This window comes from Thermodesulfobacteriota bacterium (genome assembly GCA_040754335.1).
GTDB lineage: Bacteria > Desulfobacterota_D > UBA1144 > Nemesobacterales > UBA2774 > 2-12-FULL-53-21.
On sequence record JBFMCV010000005.1, the window covers coordinates 140,227 to 156,159 of the forward strand.

At 55.0% G+C, this 15,933-nt stretch carries 14 protein-coding genes and 1 riboswitch; of the genes, 9 read left to right on the forward strand and 5 right to left on the reverse strand.

Features of this window, described 5'->3' with window-relative positions:
- Window positions 1-5 precede the first annotated feature (5 nt).
- The 3 genes from AB1598_11590 to AB1598_11600 are packed head-to-tail and all read right to left on the reverse strand — an operon-like array spanning window position 6 to window position 1,891.
- A complete protein-coding gene (locus AB1598_11590) occupies window positions 6-695 on the reverse strand; it encodes a YggS family pyridoxal phosphate-dependent enzyme (protein ID MEW6145650.1) in 690 nt (229 codons plus the stop codon).
- Window positions 696-708: 13 nt separating this feature from the next.
- Window positions 709-1,284 (reverse strand): Maf family protein, encoded by a 576-nt coding sequence (locus tag AB1598_11595; GenBank protein MEW6145651.1) that lies wholly within the window; start codon window positions 1,282-1,284, stop codon window positions 709-711.
- Window positions 1,285-1,315: 31 nt separating this feature from the next.
- Entirely contained in the window at window positions 1,316-1,891 is a 576-nt protein-coding gene (locus tag AB1598_11600) for a hypothetical protein (GenBank protein MEW6145652.1), read from the reverse strand.
- A gap of 224 nt (window positions 1,892-2,115) precedes the next feature.
- Here AB1598_11600 and AB1598_11605 point away from each other — a divergent pair, with 224 nt between their 5' ends.
- On the forward strand, window positions 2,116-3,486 hold the full coding sequence (locus AB1598_11605) for a sugar porter family MFS transporter (GenBank protein ID MEW6145653.1): 1,371 nt from the start codon (window positions 2,116-2,118) through the stop codon (window positions 3,484-3,486).
- 22 nt (window positions 3,487-3,508) lie between these two features.
- Here AB1598_11605 and AB1598_11610 read toward each other — a convergent pair whose 3' ends face one another.
- The gene (locus AB1598_11610) at window positions 3,509-3,892 is read right to left on the reverse strand and encodes a carboxymuconolactone decarboxylase family protein (protein MEW6145654.1); all 384 of its coding nucleotides are present in this window, start codon (window positions 3,890-3,892) and stop codon (window positions 3,509-3,511) included.
- Between the two features lie 114 nt (window positions 3,893-4,006).
- Here AB1598_11610 and AB1598_11615 point away from each other — a divergent pair, with 114 nt between their 5' ends.
- On the forward strand, window positions 4,007-4,309 hold the full coding sequence (locus tag AB1598_11615) for a putative quinol monooxygenase (GenBank protein ID MEW6145655.1): 303 nt from the start codon (window positions 4,007-4,009) through the stop codon (window positions 4,307-4,309).
- 504 nt (window positions 4,310-4,813) lie between these two features.
- Window positions 4,814-6,427, forward strand: coding sequence for a peptide ABC transporter substrate-binding protein (locus tag AB1598_11620; GenBank protein MEW6145656.1), 1,614 nt, complete (start codon window positions 4,814-4,816; stop codon window positions 6,425-6,427).
- A 244-nt stretch (window positions 6,428-6,671) separates the two neighbouring features.
- On the opposite strand, the gene AB1598_11625 is transcribed toward AB1598_11620, so the two are convergent.
- A complete protein-coding gene (locus AB1598_11625; GenBank protein MEW6145657.1) occupies window positions 6,672-7,724 on the reverse strand; it encodes an LLM class flavin-dependent oxidoreductase in 1,053 nt (350 codons plus the stop codon).
- Window positions 7,725-7,901: 177 nt separating this feature from the next.
- Between AB1598_11625 and AB1598_11630 the strand changes: the two genes are divergently transcribed.
- The 6 genes from AB1598_11630 to AB1598_11655 all read left to right on the forward strand — a co-directional run bounded on the left by AB1598_11630 (window position 7,902) and on the right by AB1598_11655 (window position 15,928).
- Window positions 7,902-8,924, forward strand: coding sequence for an LLM class flavin-dependent oxidoreductase (locus AB1598_11630; protein ID MEW6145658.1), 1,023 nt, complete (start codon window positions 7,902-7,904; stop codon window positions 8,922-8,924).
- A gap of 622 nt (window positions 8,925-9,546) precedes the next feature.
- Window positions 9,547-9,736: riboswitch (cobalamin riboswitch) on the forward strand.
- Between the two features lie 79 nt (window positions 9,737-9,815).
- Window positions 9,816-11,696 (forward strand): TonB-dependent receptor, encoded by a 1,881-nt coding sequence (locus AB1598_11635; protein MEW6145659.1) that lies wholly within the window; start codon window positions 9,816-9,818, stop codon window positions 11,694-11,696.
- Between the two features lie 46 nt (window positions 11,697-11,742).
- Window positions 11,743-13,242, forward strand: a complete 1,500-nt coding sequence (locus AB1598_11640) for a hypothetical protein (protein ID MEW6145660.1) — start codon at window positions 11,743-11,745, stop codon at window positions 13,240-13,242.
- 97 nt (window positions 13,243-13,339) lie between these two features.
- Complete coding sequence (locus AB1598_11645; protein ID MEW6145661.1) at window positions 13,340-14,287, forward strand: cobalamin-binding protein; 948 nt, start codon at window positions 13,340-13,342, stop codon at window positions 14,285-14,287.
- A gap of 2 nt (window positions 14,288-14,289) precedes the next feature.
- Window positions 14,290-15,171 (forward strand): ABC transporter substrate-binding protein, encoded by an 882-nt coding sequence (locus AB1598_11650; protein MEW6145662.1) that lies wholly within the window; start codon window positions 14,290-14,292, stop codon window positions 15,169-15,171.
- Window positions 15,155-15,928 carry an ABC transporter ATP-binding protein gene (locus AB1598_11655; protein MEW6145663.1) on the forward strand — a complete coding sequence of 258 codons (774 nt, stop codon included), beginning with the start codon at window positions 15,155-15,157 and terminating at the stop codon, window positions 15,926-15,928. Before AB1598_11650 ends, AB1598_11655 begins: the two co-directional genes overlap by 17 nt.
- Window positions 15,929-15,933 lie beyond the last annotated feature (5 nt).

Genomic DNA, 15,933 nt, shown 5'->3' on the forward strand with positions numbered 1-15,933 from the left:
GTGTATTATTGCCTCGGCCCGAAAATCGCCGAGCCTACCCTGACTATCGTGGCGCCTTCCTCGATCGCGGCCTCGAAATCGCCGCTCATTCCCATCGAAAGCTCCCTCAGTCCCGGATACGAGACGCCGAGCCTGCCGCTGAGCTCCCTGAGCGTCCGGAAATAGGGCCGGGCGCGTTCGGGATCGTCGAAATAAGGGGGCATAGTCATAAGCCCGCGGACTTCGATCGAGGGAAATTCACCGAGACTTTTTAGAAAACCCTCCGCGTCCTCCTTTTTCACTCCGCCCTTCGTCTCCTCGCCGTCCGTATCGACCTCTATCAGCACCGGCACACTGACTCCAAGAACCGAGGCCTTCTTCTCGATCTCGCGGGCGACGGTGAGTGAATCGAGGGACTGTATCAAACCGACTTCGCCTACCAGGTACTTAACCTTATTCTTCTGAAGCCGCCCTATGAAGTGCCACTCGACGCTCTCGGCGACCGTCCTTTCGATTATCTCCTTCTTGAGCCTGAATTCCTGCGCGTAATTCTCGCCGAATGTCAGGTGGCCGGCCCTCACGGCCTCGAGTATGCGCTCGGGCTCCACCCCTTTCGTGACGGCGACGAGCTTTATCCCGCTTGCGTCCCTGCCGGCTCTCGCCGCTGCTCTTTCTATCCTATCCTTAACGGACCTGAGACTGCCTGCTACATCCATCCTACGAGATCAACTAAACGATTTCCAGTTTTTTCAACGCTGCGAGAAGCTCCGTTACGGGGAGGCCGACGACGTTCGAATACGAGCCCTCGATGCCGCTCACGAGGAAAGAGCCTATCCCCTGAATGCCGTAGGATCCGGCCTTGTCCATAGGCTCTCCGGTCTTAATGTAACCTTCTATTTCGGAAGCCGCAAGGGGTTTTACCCGCACCCTTGTATCGACGACTTCCGAGTGAAGCACCTCATTTTTAGGCCTTACGATCGAAAATGCCGTATATACGTGGTGCTCTTTTCCCGAGAGCTTCCGGAGCATCGAGGAAGCCTCGTCGCGGTCTCCGGGCTTGCCGAGTATCTCGCCGTCCACGACGACTATAGTATCGGCTCCTATGACGACGATGCCGTTTCCCAGGTCCCGCGATACGGACGACGCTTTTTCGAGAGAGACCCTTAGCGCGAACTCTTCCGGAGTCTCATTTCCCGAGGCAATCTCGTGCGAAGACGGGGGCATCACCTCGAACTCGAGACCGAGCGCAGCCAGAAGCTCTTTCCGCCGTGGCGAGGAGGAGGCCAGGATGATTTTATAAGTCATATATTGCGACTGCAGGGCGCGTTTCCAACGATCAATAATAATTCAGGTCGCTGTCTATCCAGTATTTCTCGCCGCCGACGTTCGTGCGGAGTGCGATACCCTGCTTGGTAAGCTGATAAATGACGATGTCGGATTCGAATGGCACATTACCGCTAGCTGCCGAACCCTGTGTTTTGGATTTCAACACAGCATCGCCCTGAACTCCGAAATCCCACCCGCTGCTGATAAACTGCCTCATCACCGCAGGGTTATTGAAGATTATCAGCTCCCTGAAATCGGTAAGCGCCACACCGAGGCCGACTCCTCCCCCGGCCATCCTCATGAATGTAGTTTTTCCGTTCGAATTGTCTGTCACCACCCCGTATCCGTTCCCCGAGCCGAGTATGAGGAGCTGGGTATTGATATTGCTGAAAACGCCGTATCCGGCCGAATTTTTGACCAGGTCCTCCATGTAAGGGCTTTTTTGATAGATCTCCGCGAGGGTATTATCCCTCATCTGGAGTATGTAAGCCCTCTGGGATACGGGGGTGTTGCCCTTGGGCTTAGCGCACCCGAAAAAAGCAAAAGCGGTAAGCAGTACCGAAAAAAGAAGCAAACTTATTCTCATAACATATCTCCTCATACGGGAATTTTGATTACTCATAACACTAAACCGTGTTCTCGAATTATTTATTTTAACTTATTCCCACCCACTCCATAACGGTTAAAATTCGATGCGCCGCTGTCAGGTCTTATTATATCACGGACACTGGCAATGACTGAAAAAGGCACATATAATGTCTTCTTTCCGTAACGCGTCAGCCAATTTCGGTCTCGATGTACAATCACGCAATGAATTCCGGGAAAAAGAGCGGAATCGTAATTCTTACTTCGGCCATAGCCGCCCTCGCCGGCCTGCTGCTGGGTTATGACACGGGGTCGATAAGCGGGGCGCTGGGGTTTATATCGGACGAGTTCCGCCTTGACACGGTGGGGAAAGGCAGCGTCGTCTCGATTGTGCTCATTGGCGGGATAATCGGGGCGTTCATTAACGGCGTATTCGCAGACAGGCTCGGGAGAAAGTTGACCGTGCAGGGGGCGGCGCTCCTCTTCATCGCGGGAGCTGCGGGGTCGGCGTTATCACCCTCGGCAGGCGCGCTTCTCGTTTCGAGGTTCATACTCGGACTCGCGCTCGGTGCGGTTTCCGCTTCCGCACCACTCTACATCGCCGAGATTTCCCCAGCCTCAGGCAGAGGGAGGCTGGTGACGTATTTTCAGCTCGCGATCACAATAGGCATCCTGCTCGGCTATTTCATCGACAGGTCGCTTACAGTATCCGGGGACTGGAGGTTCATGCTCGGGACGAGCGTGATTCCGGCAACAGTATTGCTCTCCGGAATGTTCATACTCCCCCCGAGCCCCAGGTGGCTGATAAAAATGGGGCGAGAGGAGGCGGCGAGAAAAACGCTCCTCAAAATCAGCGGCGGGGACGAGGCGCTGACCGATTCGGAATTGAACGATATTCGGCACGTGCTATCCATGGAAACGAACGGAGGTTTCGCGTATATGCTCAGGCCGCCCGTAAGCCGCGCGCTCGTTACGGGGGTCGGGCTTTTCCTCATACAGCAGTTCGTCGGGATAAACACAGTGATGTATTACGCGCCTTCCCTGTTCAGGGAAGCGGGAATGGAATCGCACGATAGCGCCATCCTTGCGACGGTGAGCGTCGGCGTCATGAACGTGCTCGCGACTTTCATCGCCGTATGGCTCATAGACAAGGCGGGGCGGAAGCCGCTCCTCTATGCGGGCCTCACGGGGATGCTCGTTTCGTTAACGGCGATAGGAGGCGTGTTCGCGCTAGGGGGGTCGGGCGGCGGACTCGAGACCGGTAAAGCGACCGTGATCACCGTCTGGATTTACATAGCATGCTTCGCTTTCTCATTGGGTCCTGTCCCCTGGATCATAATGACGGAAATATTCCCCCTCAACGTAAGGGGCAGGGCCGTGAGCATCGCTACGATGTCGAGCTGGGGGGCCAATCTAATAGTCTCGTTCTCTTTTCTGCCGCTATTAGAAGCGGCCGGGGCGGCGTATACCTACTGGCTATACGCGCTAGTGAGCCTTCTCGGGATAGTATTTGTATGGAGGCTGGTGCCGGAAACGAAGGGCCTGTCACTCGAAGAGATAGAGGAAAGATTGCTGGCTGGAAAAAGGCGGTTTTGACAGCGGGGAAATATATACAACGTCAGCCCTTTCCGTCTATCTCCTGGAAGACCTCTTTGGCGAGCCTGAGACCGTTCAGCGTAGCGGGAAAACCGGCGTAGACAAGGACCTGAATGAGCACTTCGACGACCTCTTCCCGCGTGCAGCCGCAGTTGAGCGCGCCTTTTATATGAATCTTCAACTGGTTGGGCGCAGTCCCTATGGCGGCAAGAGCTGCTACCGCCGTGATCTCGCGTGATTTCATGTCGAGACCGGGCCTCGACGATATCTCGCCGAAGACGAATTCCATCATGTACCGCACCATGTCGGGGGCTATGTCGCCAAGGCTCTCGGCAGTCCTCTTCGAGGCGCCCGGCGAAATCTCTTCGAGTTTCTCAACTCCCCGCTTATATTTATCTTCGGACATTATATCTCTCCCTGACCCTTAACAACGCACCTTATTGCCTCTCCGGTCAAGCTTGAAAACGGCCCCGACCAAGCCTATACTACGGTTTTTCGCCGAGTTTGTAAAGGGGGATAAATGCTCATACTCATAGCGAAGTTCAGGACCAAACCGGAGCGCAGGAAGGAGATGACGGATATGTCGAGAGGGATGCTAGGGCCGTCGAGGAGCGAGGACGGTTGCATCCTCTACGAATTCCTCCAGGACCCGTTCGATCCGGATTCGTTCACGTTTTATGAAAAGTGGAGGAGCAGGCGGGACCTCGACCTGCATTTCGAGATGCCGCACTTCAAGGAATTCGAGAAAAAATTCCCGGAGCTCATAGAAGGACCCGAGAGCGTCGTCGCGTACGAGGTCTCGGGGGAGGAGAGGATTGCGTGAACTCCGAGCCTTTACGAGCGAGCAGGAATTAGGGGGATTTAAAAGGAAAAGAAAAATCCCTCCCGACCTCCCTTTACAAAGGGAGGAATGAAATGCAAAGAAGGACGAGATTGCCGCGGCTCCTTCGGAGCCTCGCAATGACAGAACAAACAAAAAGAAAAATCCTCCCCTGCCCTCCTTTTTCTAAGGAGGGAATTAAAGAAAAAAACGAGATGCTGAAACGAGTTCAGCATGACAAAGACAGATTTCTCGCGCTGCTCGAAATGACAGAACTATGATGTACCCCCCTCACCCTAGCCCTCTCCCACAAAGGGGGAGAGGGAGGAAAAGAACCGTGCTTCGACTAGCTCAGCACGAACGTGTTTGCTGGTTGCGTTATTAAGCAGCGGAAATACGGAGGGAACGGGTACGAGCGCAGGTTGTGCGCCTCAGGGCGAACGGGTTGAGAGGAGAGATTGAGCGGGATTGGACATTAAAGTCCCGGCGCTTTATGATTAACTACCCATGTTTAGGATTGCCGCCGTTATCTTCACAGCCGTTCTGCTAATCACCGGATGCGGGAATAACAACCAGTCGATCGATATAACACAAAAAGACACTCTCAACGTGAACCTGGGGAACGAGCCTCCGACGCTCGACTGGTCGCTCGCGACTGACAGCACGTCCGTCAATATCATCAACAACATAATGGAGGGGCTCACGAAGTTCGGAGAGGACTTCACGCCCGAGCCCGAGCTCGCCGAGAGCTGGGAGGTGAGCGAAGACGGGAAGACGTATACATTTAAAATCAGGGAAGGGGTGAAGTGGACCGACGGGAAACCGCTCACGGCGGGCGACTTCGAATACTCCTGGAAGAGGGTGCTTAACCCGGAGACGGGGGGCGACTACGCGTACTCGCTATACGACGTGGAGAACGCCGAGGAATACAACACGGGAAAGATAACTGACCCGGACAAGGTGGGCGTGAAGGCGCTCGATGACAGGACCCTCAATGTGAGGCTCAAGAGGCCGGCCGCCTACTTCCCGAGCATGCTCGCATTCATAACGACATTCCCCCAGAGAAAGGACGTCATAGAAAAGCACGGGCTCGAGTGGACTGAGCCTGAGAATATAGTCACGCTCGGCCCTTATGCGCTCACGTCGTGGAGGCACCACGACAACATAGTCCTCACGGAATACCCCGGATATTGGGGGGAGAAGCCCAGGGTCAAAAGGGTGAAGCTGATAATGAACGAGAACCCGTCCTCGGCGCTCGCGCAGTACGAGAGCGGGGAGCTCGATTACGCCGACAGCAAGAGCATACCGCCTCTCGAAGTGCCGAGGCTGCGGGACCTGCCCGATTTCACGGCTACGCTCCAGTTCAGGGTCAATTACATCGCGTTTAACGTGGAGAAGCCGCCATTCGACAACCCGCTCGTCAGGAAGGCGTTCGCCGCATCCATAGACAGGAACAGCCTAGTGGGCCTGATACAGGGCGCGGGCGTTACGACGACGTCCTGGATACCCAAGAACATGCTCGGATACAACCCGGATATAGGAATAGAGTTTAACCCGGAGCAGGCGAGAAAATGGCTGGCCGAAGCGGGATACCCGGACGGGAAGGGTTTCCCGAAGGTCACGTTCCTCTGGCCCGACGTGAGCAACAACAGGGTGATAGCGGAAGCGCTCCAGAGCATGTGGAAGGAGTATCTCGGGATCGAGGTCGAGCTAATGAACCAGGAGTGGAAGGTGTACCTGAGCACGATAAACACGGACCCGCCCGAGATACACAGGGCCGGCTGGGGAGCGGACTTCCCTGACCCCCACAACTTCATGTCTATATTCACGTGCATTTCCGGAAACAACAGGACGAGGTGGTGCAACAGGGAGTACGATGCGCTCGTCGAGAAGGCTGCCGAAGAGCCCGAGCCGGGGAAGAGGAAGGAGATATACGACCAGGCGCAAAAGATCCTACTCGAAACAGACGCGCCCGTCGCGCCTTTCTATATATCGAACCAGCAGAACATGATAAAGCCTTACGTGATGGGGCTTAAGCCGAACCCGCTCGACCACATCATATATAAGTACGTGTATTTTGAGGATGGCGTGGTGAAGGATGGGAAGGAAGCGGCGGAGTAGATTCCCGATAAAAGCGTTCGGGAATGACAGAAGGAGAAAATCCACCCTTACCCTCCTTTATGAAAGGAGGGAATTAAAGATGAAAGATTAGTTTCTGAATCGAGTCTGAAATAGCGGAATTGGTGTAAGGTACACCCCCACCCAGATCCCGGATCGGAGTCCGGGACAGGCCCTCCCCCCTCCTGTTGAGGGGGAGGGAATTTTAAAAAGGCTGAAAGAGCAGAGGATGCAGGAAAGTAAATGGTCAGCCTTTGAAGTAGGGGATGATGTCCTTTGCGTATGTCTTGAGCGCCTTTTCGGGGTCGGGGCTGAATCTGTAGAAAAGGACGAAGTGCCTTACGCCCTTGCTTATGTATTTCTCTATCTTTTTGATGCAGTCCTTCGCCGACCCGGTTATCGTGAAGTCGATTATAGCTTCCCTGGGGAAGAACTGGCCTATCTGCCTGAACTTCTGCCTCCCGGCTTCGTCCTGCGGGATGACGTTGAAGTAGTTGAGGCCGTGGTATTCCTCGGGGATATTCACGTCGTATCCCGCTTTCTTTAGCTGGTCCTGCATGACGAGGACGTATTTGAAGGGCTCGAGCGTCTTGTATGCCTCGTCCTCGTTCTTGCCGAGTGAAGTGAACACCCAGAGCGCCGGGTCTATATCTTTCATCTTGCGTCCGGCTTCCTTTGCGCTCTCCTTTATCACGCCCAGATATTCGGCGTAGAGCTTGGGGTTCAAGTCTATCGGGAGCCATCCGTCGCCTAATTCACCGACGAGCCTGAGTCCCTTGGGGGTGTGCGTCGCTATGTACATAGGTATGCGGTTCCTCTTGTAGGGCTTCACCTGCAAAAACGCGTCCTTAAGCTCGAAGAACTCACCCTTGTAATCGACAGGGCCGTCGGCAGCCCAGAGTTTCTGCATCACCTGCATAGATTCCCGGAGCCTCGTGAGGGGCTTGTTCCATTTGATGCCGTAAGCGTCCAGGTTCATTGACTCGCCCACGCCCAGAGTGAGGGTGACTCGACCCTTGGAGAGGTGGTCTATAGATGCCAATCTCTGAGCGAACACGGCGGGGTGCATCCTGTGGGGGTCGGAGACAGTGCCGAGGCTTATATTCTTCGTCATCATCGCGGCCGCGGTCGCAATCGTCCAGGCCTCGTGCGCTTCGGTGGGGGAGACGAAGACCACGTGGTCGGGATACCAGACGGTATCGAATCCGAGCTTGTCCGCCATTACTGAGAACTTGAGAAGCCCGTCCAGATCGGCCCCAGGCATGGGGGCGGAGAGCCCGAACCTTATATCTTTAGCCATTTTTTTTTGCACCTCGCAGTGGATTGTAAAACTCATTATAAACCGAAGCGCGGGAAAAAAACAAGGCTTCGTTTGCACGAGCCGGAGCAAGCGGAAAATAAACGGGCCCGGGATGGATTTCGAAGAACGGCGGATGTTATAATAAGCCCGAAATATCCGGCTTGAGGAGGAAAGCATATGAAATTCGGCGTCGGGCTATTCGGGATGCAGACTCATCAGGAGCTTCCGTACACACACCCGCAGATATACAAGAACACGCTCGAGCAGGTAAAGCTCGCCGAGAAGGTGAATTTCGAATCCGCGTGGATATCCGAGCACCATTTTCTCGACGACGGGTACTGCCCTTCCCCCGCGGTGACGGCGGCGGCGATGGCGGCGGTCACGTCCAGGATAAGAATAGGCTCTGCGGGTATCATACTCCCCCTCCACAACCCGCTGAAGGTGGCGGAGGACGCGGCGGTGGTCGACAACATATCGGACGGGAGGTTCGACCTCGGCGTCGTGCTCGGATACAGGAAGGAGGAGTATGAGGGTATGGGGGTGCCCATGAAGCAAAGGCCCTCGCGAATGGACGAGGGGATAGAGGTGCTTGAGAAGGCGCTCACGGGGGAGAAATTCAGCTACGAGGGGAGGAGGTACAGGTTCGAGAACGCGAAGCTCACGCCGAGGCCAGTGCAGAACCCGATTCCGTTATACGTAGGCGCTTTCGAGGAGCCCGCGATAAGAAGGGCTGGGAGGTTCGGATACCCGCTGCTCATAGGCCCCGGAAGGACAGTTGAAATGGTGAGGGACACGCTCGGGTTCTATAACGACGAGGCGAAGAAGCACGGAAGAGACCCGGATAGGGCTGAGCACATACTACTGAGAGAGACGTTCGTATCCCCCGGCCGGAGGAATGCGGTCGAAGGGGGGAACAAGTATATAATCAGCATGTATAAGTTCTACTTCTCGCTCGGCGTGAAGATGTTCGTCCGGGGGAAGCAGCTCACCGGGTTGGACGACCCGATGTTCAAGCACCTCGCCGAAGACAGGTTCATAATCGGGACGCCCGAAGACTGCGTCGAGGAGATAAGAAAGTACAGGGACGAGCTCGGGATCAGGTACATAGTCTGCCGGATGGTGTTCCCCCAGGCCCCGCACGAGGTCATTTCAGGGCTGATAAAGACGTTCGGGAGGAAGGTCATACCGAATGTCGGGTGAGAAAAGGGGGAGCGCGATGTCCGCGTGTCATCCATTGCAGGTGTCAAGCAATTCGGAGATAAAAGATGATGGAGAGGACAGCATTATATTTTGTGACAGCAATGTATCGTTGGCTGCCCTCATCTTTCTTAAAGACTTGGAATACATAAAGAAGGCAAAATATGTTTTTCTTCTTTTCCTCGATGAAAACACACATAGTGTGTCTTATGAGAAAGATCACGCACTTAGTGTTTAAAAGTACGAGTGAGAATTGTGGCTGAACATACGCACTTCGATCCTTCGACTTCGCTCAGGACAGGCGCGCAATTAAGTATCGGCTCCATTGCTTGACTAAAACTGAGAAGCGACAGAGAGATCATATACGAGTGCAGGTTCTGCGCCTCAGTGCGAACGGGTTTAGTTGAGCAGAGTAGGAGATGAGGATCTCATGCCCGCGGGTGCTCACCCGCCGCCAATTCTGTAATGTCGGGAAAGATAAATCCCGCGCTATTACCTGTCACCCAGGAGAATTTTAACTCTCAATAATTTAACACTTACAATCCATGTCAGCATTACGCTCAATCGACCGCACTTGAATTCTCATTGACGGATAGTTATGATGTTCATGAATTAAAGCTCTTTTGAAAATTTATAGGTATAAGGTGCTTTCAGCTTAAAAGGGAAGTCCGGTGTGAATCCGGCGCAGCCCGCTCGCTGCTGTGAGTAGTCCTTAAAGTCCCCCGCAAGATGCCACTGGAGCAATCGCTCCGGGAAGGCGCGGGAGAGTCCAGAGGCTACGAGCCAGAATATCTGCCTTATAACTGTGAATTTACTTTTCTTCGGGGGGAGAAAGTAAATGGATTTGAAATCCAGTCTGCCTCCCGGCTGCCGCTCGGCTGACCGGGGGTGCCAGTGATAAAAATTTTCTTATCGGCTCTTCTGTTAATCTTCTCCGTAACCGCATCGGCTCAGGAAGAGAAGGGGGAGACCCTCGAAGAGGTAGTCGTCGAGGACACTCCCATAGAGCCGCCACTCGATTACCCGTCGGCCTTTTCGACAGTAATAGACCTCGAAGACTTTCAGGGCGAGTACAGCACCGCTTCCGAAATCCTCTCATTCTCTCCGGGCGTCGTCGTACGCGATTACGGAGGGTTCGGACAGTTAAAGACAATGTCCATCAGGGGCTCGTCTAACGACCAGGTTGTGATACTGCTAGACGGCGTGAGGCTCAACAGCCCTATCGGCGGCGGGGTGGACCTTTCCACGATACCCGTCAATTACGTGGACAGGTTCGAGATAATAAGGGGCGGGGCTTCGGCGCTGGCGGGGACGGACGCGATAGGGGGCGTGGTCAACATCGTTACGAAAAAACCGGACAAGCCCTTCACGTTCGGCTCTGTCACGTACGGCTCCTACGAGACTTTCGGATTTAACGCGTCGAGAGCGCAGAAAATCGGAAACTTGAGCTACCTCGTCTCCTTCACGCACGCGCAGAGCAAGGGGGATTTCAAGTTCAAATCGGTGAACGACCTCATACTCACACGTATAAACAACGAGTTCCACTCCGAAAGCCTCCTCGTCAAAGGCGCTTACGATGCTGGGAACGGCTGGGAGATCGAGGCTCTCAACGAGTTCTTCTACGATGACAGGGGCGTCCCCGGGTTGGGAGAATTCCAGCAGCCCGACGCGAATCAGAAAGATTTAAGAAACCTCACGAGCATAAACATATCCAAGGAGCAGTTCATAAGGCCCGACATGGACCTCGACGTGCTCATATTCAACAGGTTCGACGACCTCAAATTCAAAAACCCGGAGCCGACCGTCGGTCTTCCTATCGATACGCTCAGCAAAACGTATTCATTCGGCATAAACCCTCAGCTCACGTGGTTCGCACCTTATAATCAAGTTTTTACGTTCGCGACGGAGCTCAGGGAAGACATCCTGGAAAGCAACGATTTCGGCGACCCCGACAGGTTCACGTTCAGCCTGTTCGCGTCCGACGAAATAAACCTGTTAAATGACATGGTTGTTATCAATCCCATCATACGGTACGACCTCTGGAGCACGAGACAGGAGGAGACGACGACGGATTCGGGCATCTCGGCCAGGCTCGGAGTGATAGTCACGCCGCTCGATTACCTGTCGTTCAAGGCGAACGCCGGACGCTCGTACAGGGCCCCGAGCTTCGGCGAGCTATTCTTTCCGAACGAGGGGTTCATAAGGGGGAACCCCGACCTGAAGCCCGAGACCGCCTACGATTTCGACGTGGGCTTAATACTTTCGCACCCGCGCGGCGCGCTCGAGGTCACGTACTTCAGGAGCCACATAGACGACCTCATACTTTTCGTCTTCATAAGCGCGCAGACAATCGAGCCCCAGAACGTCGGTAACGTGGACGAGCAGGGTATAGAGACGAGCCTCGTGCTCAGGCCGTTTAAGTATTTCGAGCTCTTTGCGGGCTACACGTTCCTCGACGGAGAGATAAACGAGACGGGGGCGCAGCTCCCGGGAAGGCCCAGGAACAAGTTCGACCTAAGAGCGGTGCTCGACTTCAATTACCTCTCGCTCTTCTGGGAGACACACTACGTCGACAGGATACCTGTAAGCGCATTCCCCGATTCGAAGACGACCCCCGCCCGGACGACTTACGACATAGGCGCAAAAGCTGAGTGGAAGCAGTTCTTCGTCACGTTCGAGATAAAGAACCTTCTCAATAACCTCGACGTGAGGGACGCCCTCGACTTCCCTCTGCCGGGGAGGACATATTTCGCAACGGCGGGAGTGAATTTCTGAATGATTAAACAAGAAAAAAGAACCATCTTTACAGGAGGGATTTGAAATGAAGACATTATTTTCAGTTCTACTTTTAGTTATGACCTGTCTTGTGATAACGGCGTGTGAGGAAACAAGCGGGGGCGGAGGGTTCGTTCCGACCGGCGCCATACTCGCGGTCGCCGAGAAACCGGGTGCCGAAGAGACTATAAAAGTCGGCGGGCTTCCGGGCGCAGTGCCTCCGGGGAGCCTGGTCGAGGTGACTAACCTCGATACGGACGAGACAGAGACAACGACCGGGAACCCGGACGGGAGCTTCGACCCTACTTTTACGGGTAGCACAGACGACGAGTTCAACGTGCTAGTGACCGACGAGGGCGAGGTCGTGGAAGATATCGTCATCGGCGTTACGCTGCTCTCGGAATCGGTCGAGGAAAACCTGGCCCCTCTGGGCAGCGTTCCCGCAGACATAGAGATAAGGGGCAACAGGGCATACGTCGTAAACGGGTTCTCGGACAATATCCAGGTATTCGATCTGAGCCAGGACCCGCCTGACCTGATAGGCACCATCGTTGTGCCGCCGGGGTCGAACCCGATAGACATGGCGTTCGTCGACGATACTCACGCCTACGTTGCGAACAACATAGGGCAGAGCGTCGCGCGCGTCAACGTCAACACGCGTATCTGCGAGGTGCTGATAGTGAAAGCGGGGCAGGGAGGAGCTACCGCGCCCTGCCAGAGCGTTATCACCGTCGCGGGAACGCCTTTCGAGGAGCCTGTCGGGGTAGCTGTGACCAACGGAAGGGTGTACGTCACCAACAATAACCTCGACGAGAATTTCAATCCGATGGGAAACGGATTCATCTCCGTCCTGAACTCTACGAACAGCCAGTTCATTACTACGATCCCGGCCTCGGGCGTAAACACGACGAGCATGGCCGTCATTGGAAACACGATCTATGCCATGAATAACGGGGCCGTGCTTTTCGATCCCGATACCAATGAATTTACGTGCGATTTCGATTTCCAGCCCTCGATCGATCTCATCAACTCGCAGACGAACGTTCTGTTCGATAATATCGCCATACCGCTCAGCCCCGAGAATCCGACCGTCTGTCTCCCGAACCCGCTCGTCGCGACTCCCGACGGGAGGTTCGGCTATACGGGACTGGGACTCGTAGGCGCGCTGCTGAAAGTGGACCTGATTTCAGGGGATGTTGTCAACGGCACGGACGACCCTATCGTTATTACAGACCTCGATTCACTCAACCTCACGGCTGACATTGCCATAAGGGACGATCTTCTCTTCACGACGCTTTTTCTTACCGACCAGATAGCGGTAGTCGATACAGACACCGACGAAGTGAACCCGTTCCCGTACATAGCGCCGTTCCCCGCGGGCATAAGGGCGTTCGACCCCGGCTCGAACTTCTTCGACGGGGTGCAGTCGCTCGCGATAAGGCCCGGGACGCCGGGCGTGAACTTTTCGGGGCCCGATATTTTCTTCATCACCGGCATAAGCGAGCAGCTGGGCTCTGTCGACTCGACCCTGGGCTTGCTCGAGTAAAGGCGTTTGCATATACGGAGAAAGCGGTAATGATAATCTGCCGGGGGAGGGGACGTGAAGTCCTCTCCCCGAAACCGTACGAGGGAGGCGTAGACAAATGCGCATATGCTCATTCCTTCCGAGCACGACCGAGATACTTTACGGGCTCGGCCTGGGCGAGAGCGTGACGGGCGTGACTCACGAATGCGATTATCCGCCCGAAGCGAGGGAGAAGAAGAGGGTCATATTGAGCTTTATAGACCCCGGGAAACTGTCGAGCCGCGAAATAGACGAGCTCGTGAGCCGGAACGCCGCACAGGGAAAAAGCACGTACCTCATAGACAGGGACGCCCTCAGGGAAGCCGACCCCGACCTCATACTGACGCAGGAGCTATGCCAGGTGTGCGCAGTATCGGGGAACGAGGTTACGGAGGCGGTGGAGGCGCTCGGGAGGAATCCGGAGATCATCTCGCTCGAGCCGAGGACGCTCGGCGAGATAATGGATACCATACTCGTCATAGGCGAAGCGACGGGTACGGGGGAAAGGGCGCGCGAGGTCACGGAAAAGCTCACGCAGAGGATAGAGAGGGTGAAGTCGCTCACGGGAGACGTAAGGGACCGCCCCAGGATCTTCTGCCTCGAATGGCTCGACCCGCCCTACGCCGCGGGACACTGGGTGCCGGAAATGGTCGAGATCGCCGGCGGACAACCCGGCATCGTCAAAGCTGGAGAGCCGTCTTTCAGGGTCACGTGGAAGGATATAGCGGACTTCGCCCCCCAGATGCTTTTCATAATGCCGTGCGGATACGACATAGAAAAAACCATGGGCGAGATCGAAACACTCACGACACACGACGAGTGGTTTTCTCTCCCTTCGACGGGCAAGGGGGAGATCTACGTATTCGACGCGAACTCCTATTTCAGCAGGCCGGGGCCGAGAGTCGTCGACGGGCTCGAGATAATGGCGAAGACCATACACCCCGAGCTCATGAAAGGCTACGAGCCTCCGCCGGATTCGGTCGTCAACCTGAGGAACTACATGCAGTTCGAATTATTCCTGGGATAGAAATGATCAAGAAAATTTTATTAAGATTTATCATACCCGCGGTACTGGCAGCATCGTTTCAGAGCGCCCATTCAGGCGAGGGGCCCGAGCGCATAGTCTCACTCTCGCCTAACCTGACGCACATCATATACGCTCTCGGGGAGCTCGACAGGGTGGTAGGCGTGACGCTTTACTCGGACTTCCCCCCTCAAGCAAGTGAGCTGCCCAATGTCGGGGGCTGGATAAACCCTAATTACGAGGCGATATTGGCGCTCAGGCCCGACCTCGTCATACTCATGAAGGACCAGGACACAATATTCGGGGCGAAGCTGAGGGAGCTCGGCTTGAAAACCCTCGTCACGGACAGCAACGATTCGGTCAGCGATATAATGAAAACTATCTTATACCTCGGTGATGTATTGGGCAAGGAGGCGGAAGCTCGAAAAATCGTCTCGGATATGGAATCGGCGCTTGATAAAATCGGGCGGAGGACGGAGGGGGCGCCGAAGAAGAAGGTGCTCCTCGTCGTCGGGAGGAACCCGGGGACGCTCGAGGACATCTACGTCATAGGAAGGAACAACTATATAAACGAGCTTATAGGGATAGCCGGAGGGGTGAACGCGGTAGAGAACACGAGGCTCTCGATAAAAATAACGAAAGAGGCGATTCTCACGCTCGACCCCGACGTCATCATCGAGATAAACCACGAGAAGCTCGACAAAGAGAAAGAAATCCTCGGCACATGGAGCACGCTCAGCCAGTCGAGGGCGGTGAAGGACGGGGAGGTCTATATACTGCCGAGCACCGTGGTACTGCATCCGAGCCAGACGATCGTAGAGGGCACCCAAGTGCTTACGGAAGTGCTCCACCCGGAGCTCAAGGATACGTATGGAACCGGTAATTGAGTGCAGCCGTGTCTCCTTCTCGTACGGATCGGGAGAGATACTGAGAGATATTAACCTCCGTTTCGCGGGGGGAAAGATGCTCGGCGTACTGGGCGCGAACGGGGCGGGCAAATCTACTCTGCTTAAAATACTCACAGGCATACTCAGGGCGCAAACGGGGAGCGTTCTGTTCAACGGCAAACCCCTCCCTGGCTACGACAGGAGGGAGATCGCAAAGCGAATAGCCTACATCCCGCAGGACCCTGTTTTCGCGTTCCCGTTCACGGTCTCGGAAGTGATACTCATGGGCAGGGCGCCTTACATAGGCAGGTTCGAATTCGAAAGGGAGATGGACCTCGAAGCGGCGGAGAGGGCGATGGATACGGTCGGAATCTCTCATCTAAGGGACAGGCTCATCACGGAGACGTCCTCGGGGGAAAGGCAGCTCTCGTCCATAGCGAGGGCGCTCGTGCAGGAGCCCCGGGTGATGATACTCGACGAGCCCGCGACGTTTCTCGACATAAGGCACAGGAACGAGATCATGAGCCTCCTCCGGAAGCTCAAGGAAGAGCGCGGGATACTGATCATCGCGGCAACGCACGACATATTCACTGCGCTCTTTTATTTCGACGAGATAATAATGATCAAGAACGGGAGCGTATTCGCGGAGGGCCCCGTAGACGCCGTGATAAACAGGGAGAACCTGAGCTCGCTCTACGGTATAGACGTCACTGTCAGGAAGGAAGGCGGAAAGGTCTTCATATACCCCGGAGATTGATCGGG

Bases quoted from the DNA above. Each gene is read 5' to 3' on its own strand.
- AB1598_11590 (MEW6145650.1), bottom strand. From the start codon at position 695: ATGGATGTAGCAGGCAGTCTCAGGTCCGTTAAGGATAGGATAGAAAGA.
- AB1598_11595 (MEW6145651.1), bottom strand. From the start codon at position 1,284: ATGACTTATAAAATCATCCTGGCCTCCTCCTCGCCACGGCGGAAAGAG.
- AB1598_11600 (MEW6145652.1), bottom strand. From the start codon at position 1,891: ATGAGAATAAGTTTGCTTCTTTTTTCGGTACTGCTTACCGCTTTTGCT.
- AB1598_11605 (MEW6145653.1), top strand. From the start codon at position 2,116: ATGAATTCCGGGAAAAAGAGCGGAATCGTAATTCTTACTTCGGCCATA.
- AB1598_11610 (MEW6145654.1), bottom strand. From the start codon at position 3,892: ATGTCCGAAGATAAATATAAGCGGGGAGTTGAGAAACTCGAAGAGATT.
- AB1598_11615 (MEW6145655.1), top strand. From the start codon at position 4,007: ATGCTCATACTCATAGCGAAGTTCAGGACCAAACCGGAGCGCAGGAAG.
- AB1598_11620 (MEW6145656.1), top strand. From the start codon at position 4,814: ATGTTTAGGATTGCCGCCGTTATCTTCACAGCCGTTCTGCTAATCACC.
- AB1598_11625 (MEW6145657.1), bottom strand. From the start codon at position 7,724: ATGGCTAAAGATATAAGGTTCGGGCTCTCCGCCCCCATGCCTGGGGCC.
- AB1598_11630 (MEW6145658.1), top strand. From the start codon at position 7,902: ATGAAATTCGGCGTCGGGCTATTCGGGATGCAGACTCATCAGGAGCTT.
- AB1598_11640 (MEW6145660.1), top strand. From the start codon at position 11,743: ATGAAGACATTATTTTCAGTTCTACTTTTAGTTATGACCTGTCTTGTG.
- AB1598_11645 (MEW6145661.1), top strand. From the start codon at position 13,340: ATGCGCATATGCTCATTCCTTCCGAGCACGACCGAGATACTTTACGGG.
- AB1598_11650 (MEW6145662.1), top strand. From the start codon at position 14,290: ATGATCAAGAAAATTTTATTAAGATTTATCATACCCGCGGTACTGGCA.
- AB1598_11655 (MEW6145663.1), top strand. From the start codon at position 15,155: ATGGAACCGGTAATTGAGTGCAGCCGTGTCTCCTTCTCGTACGGATCG.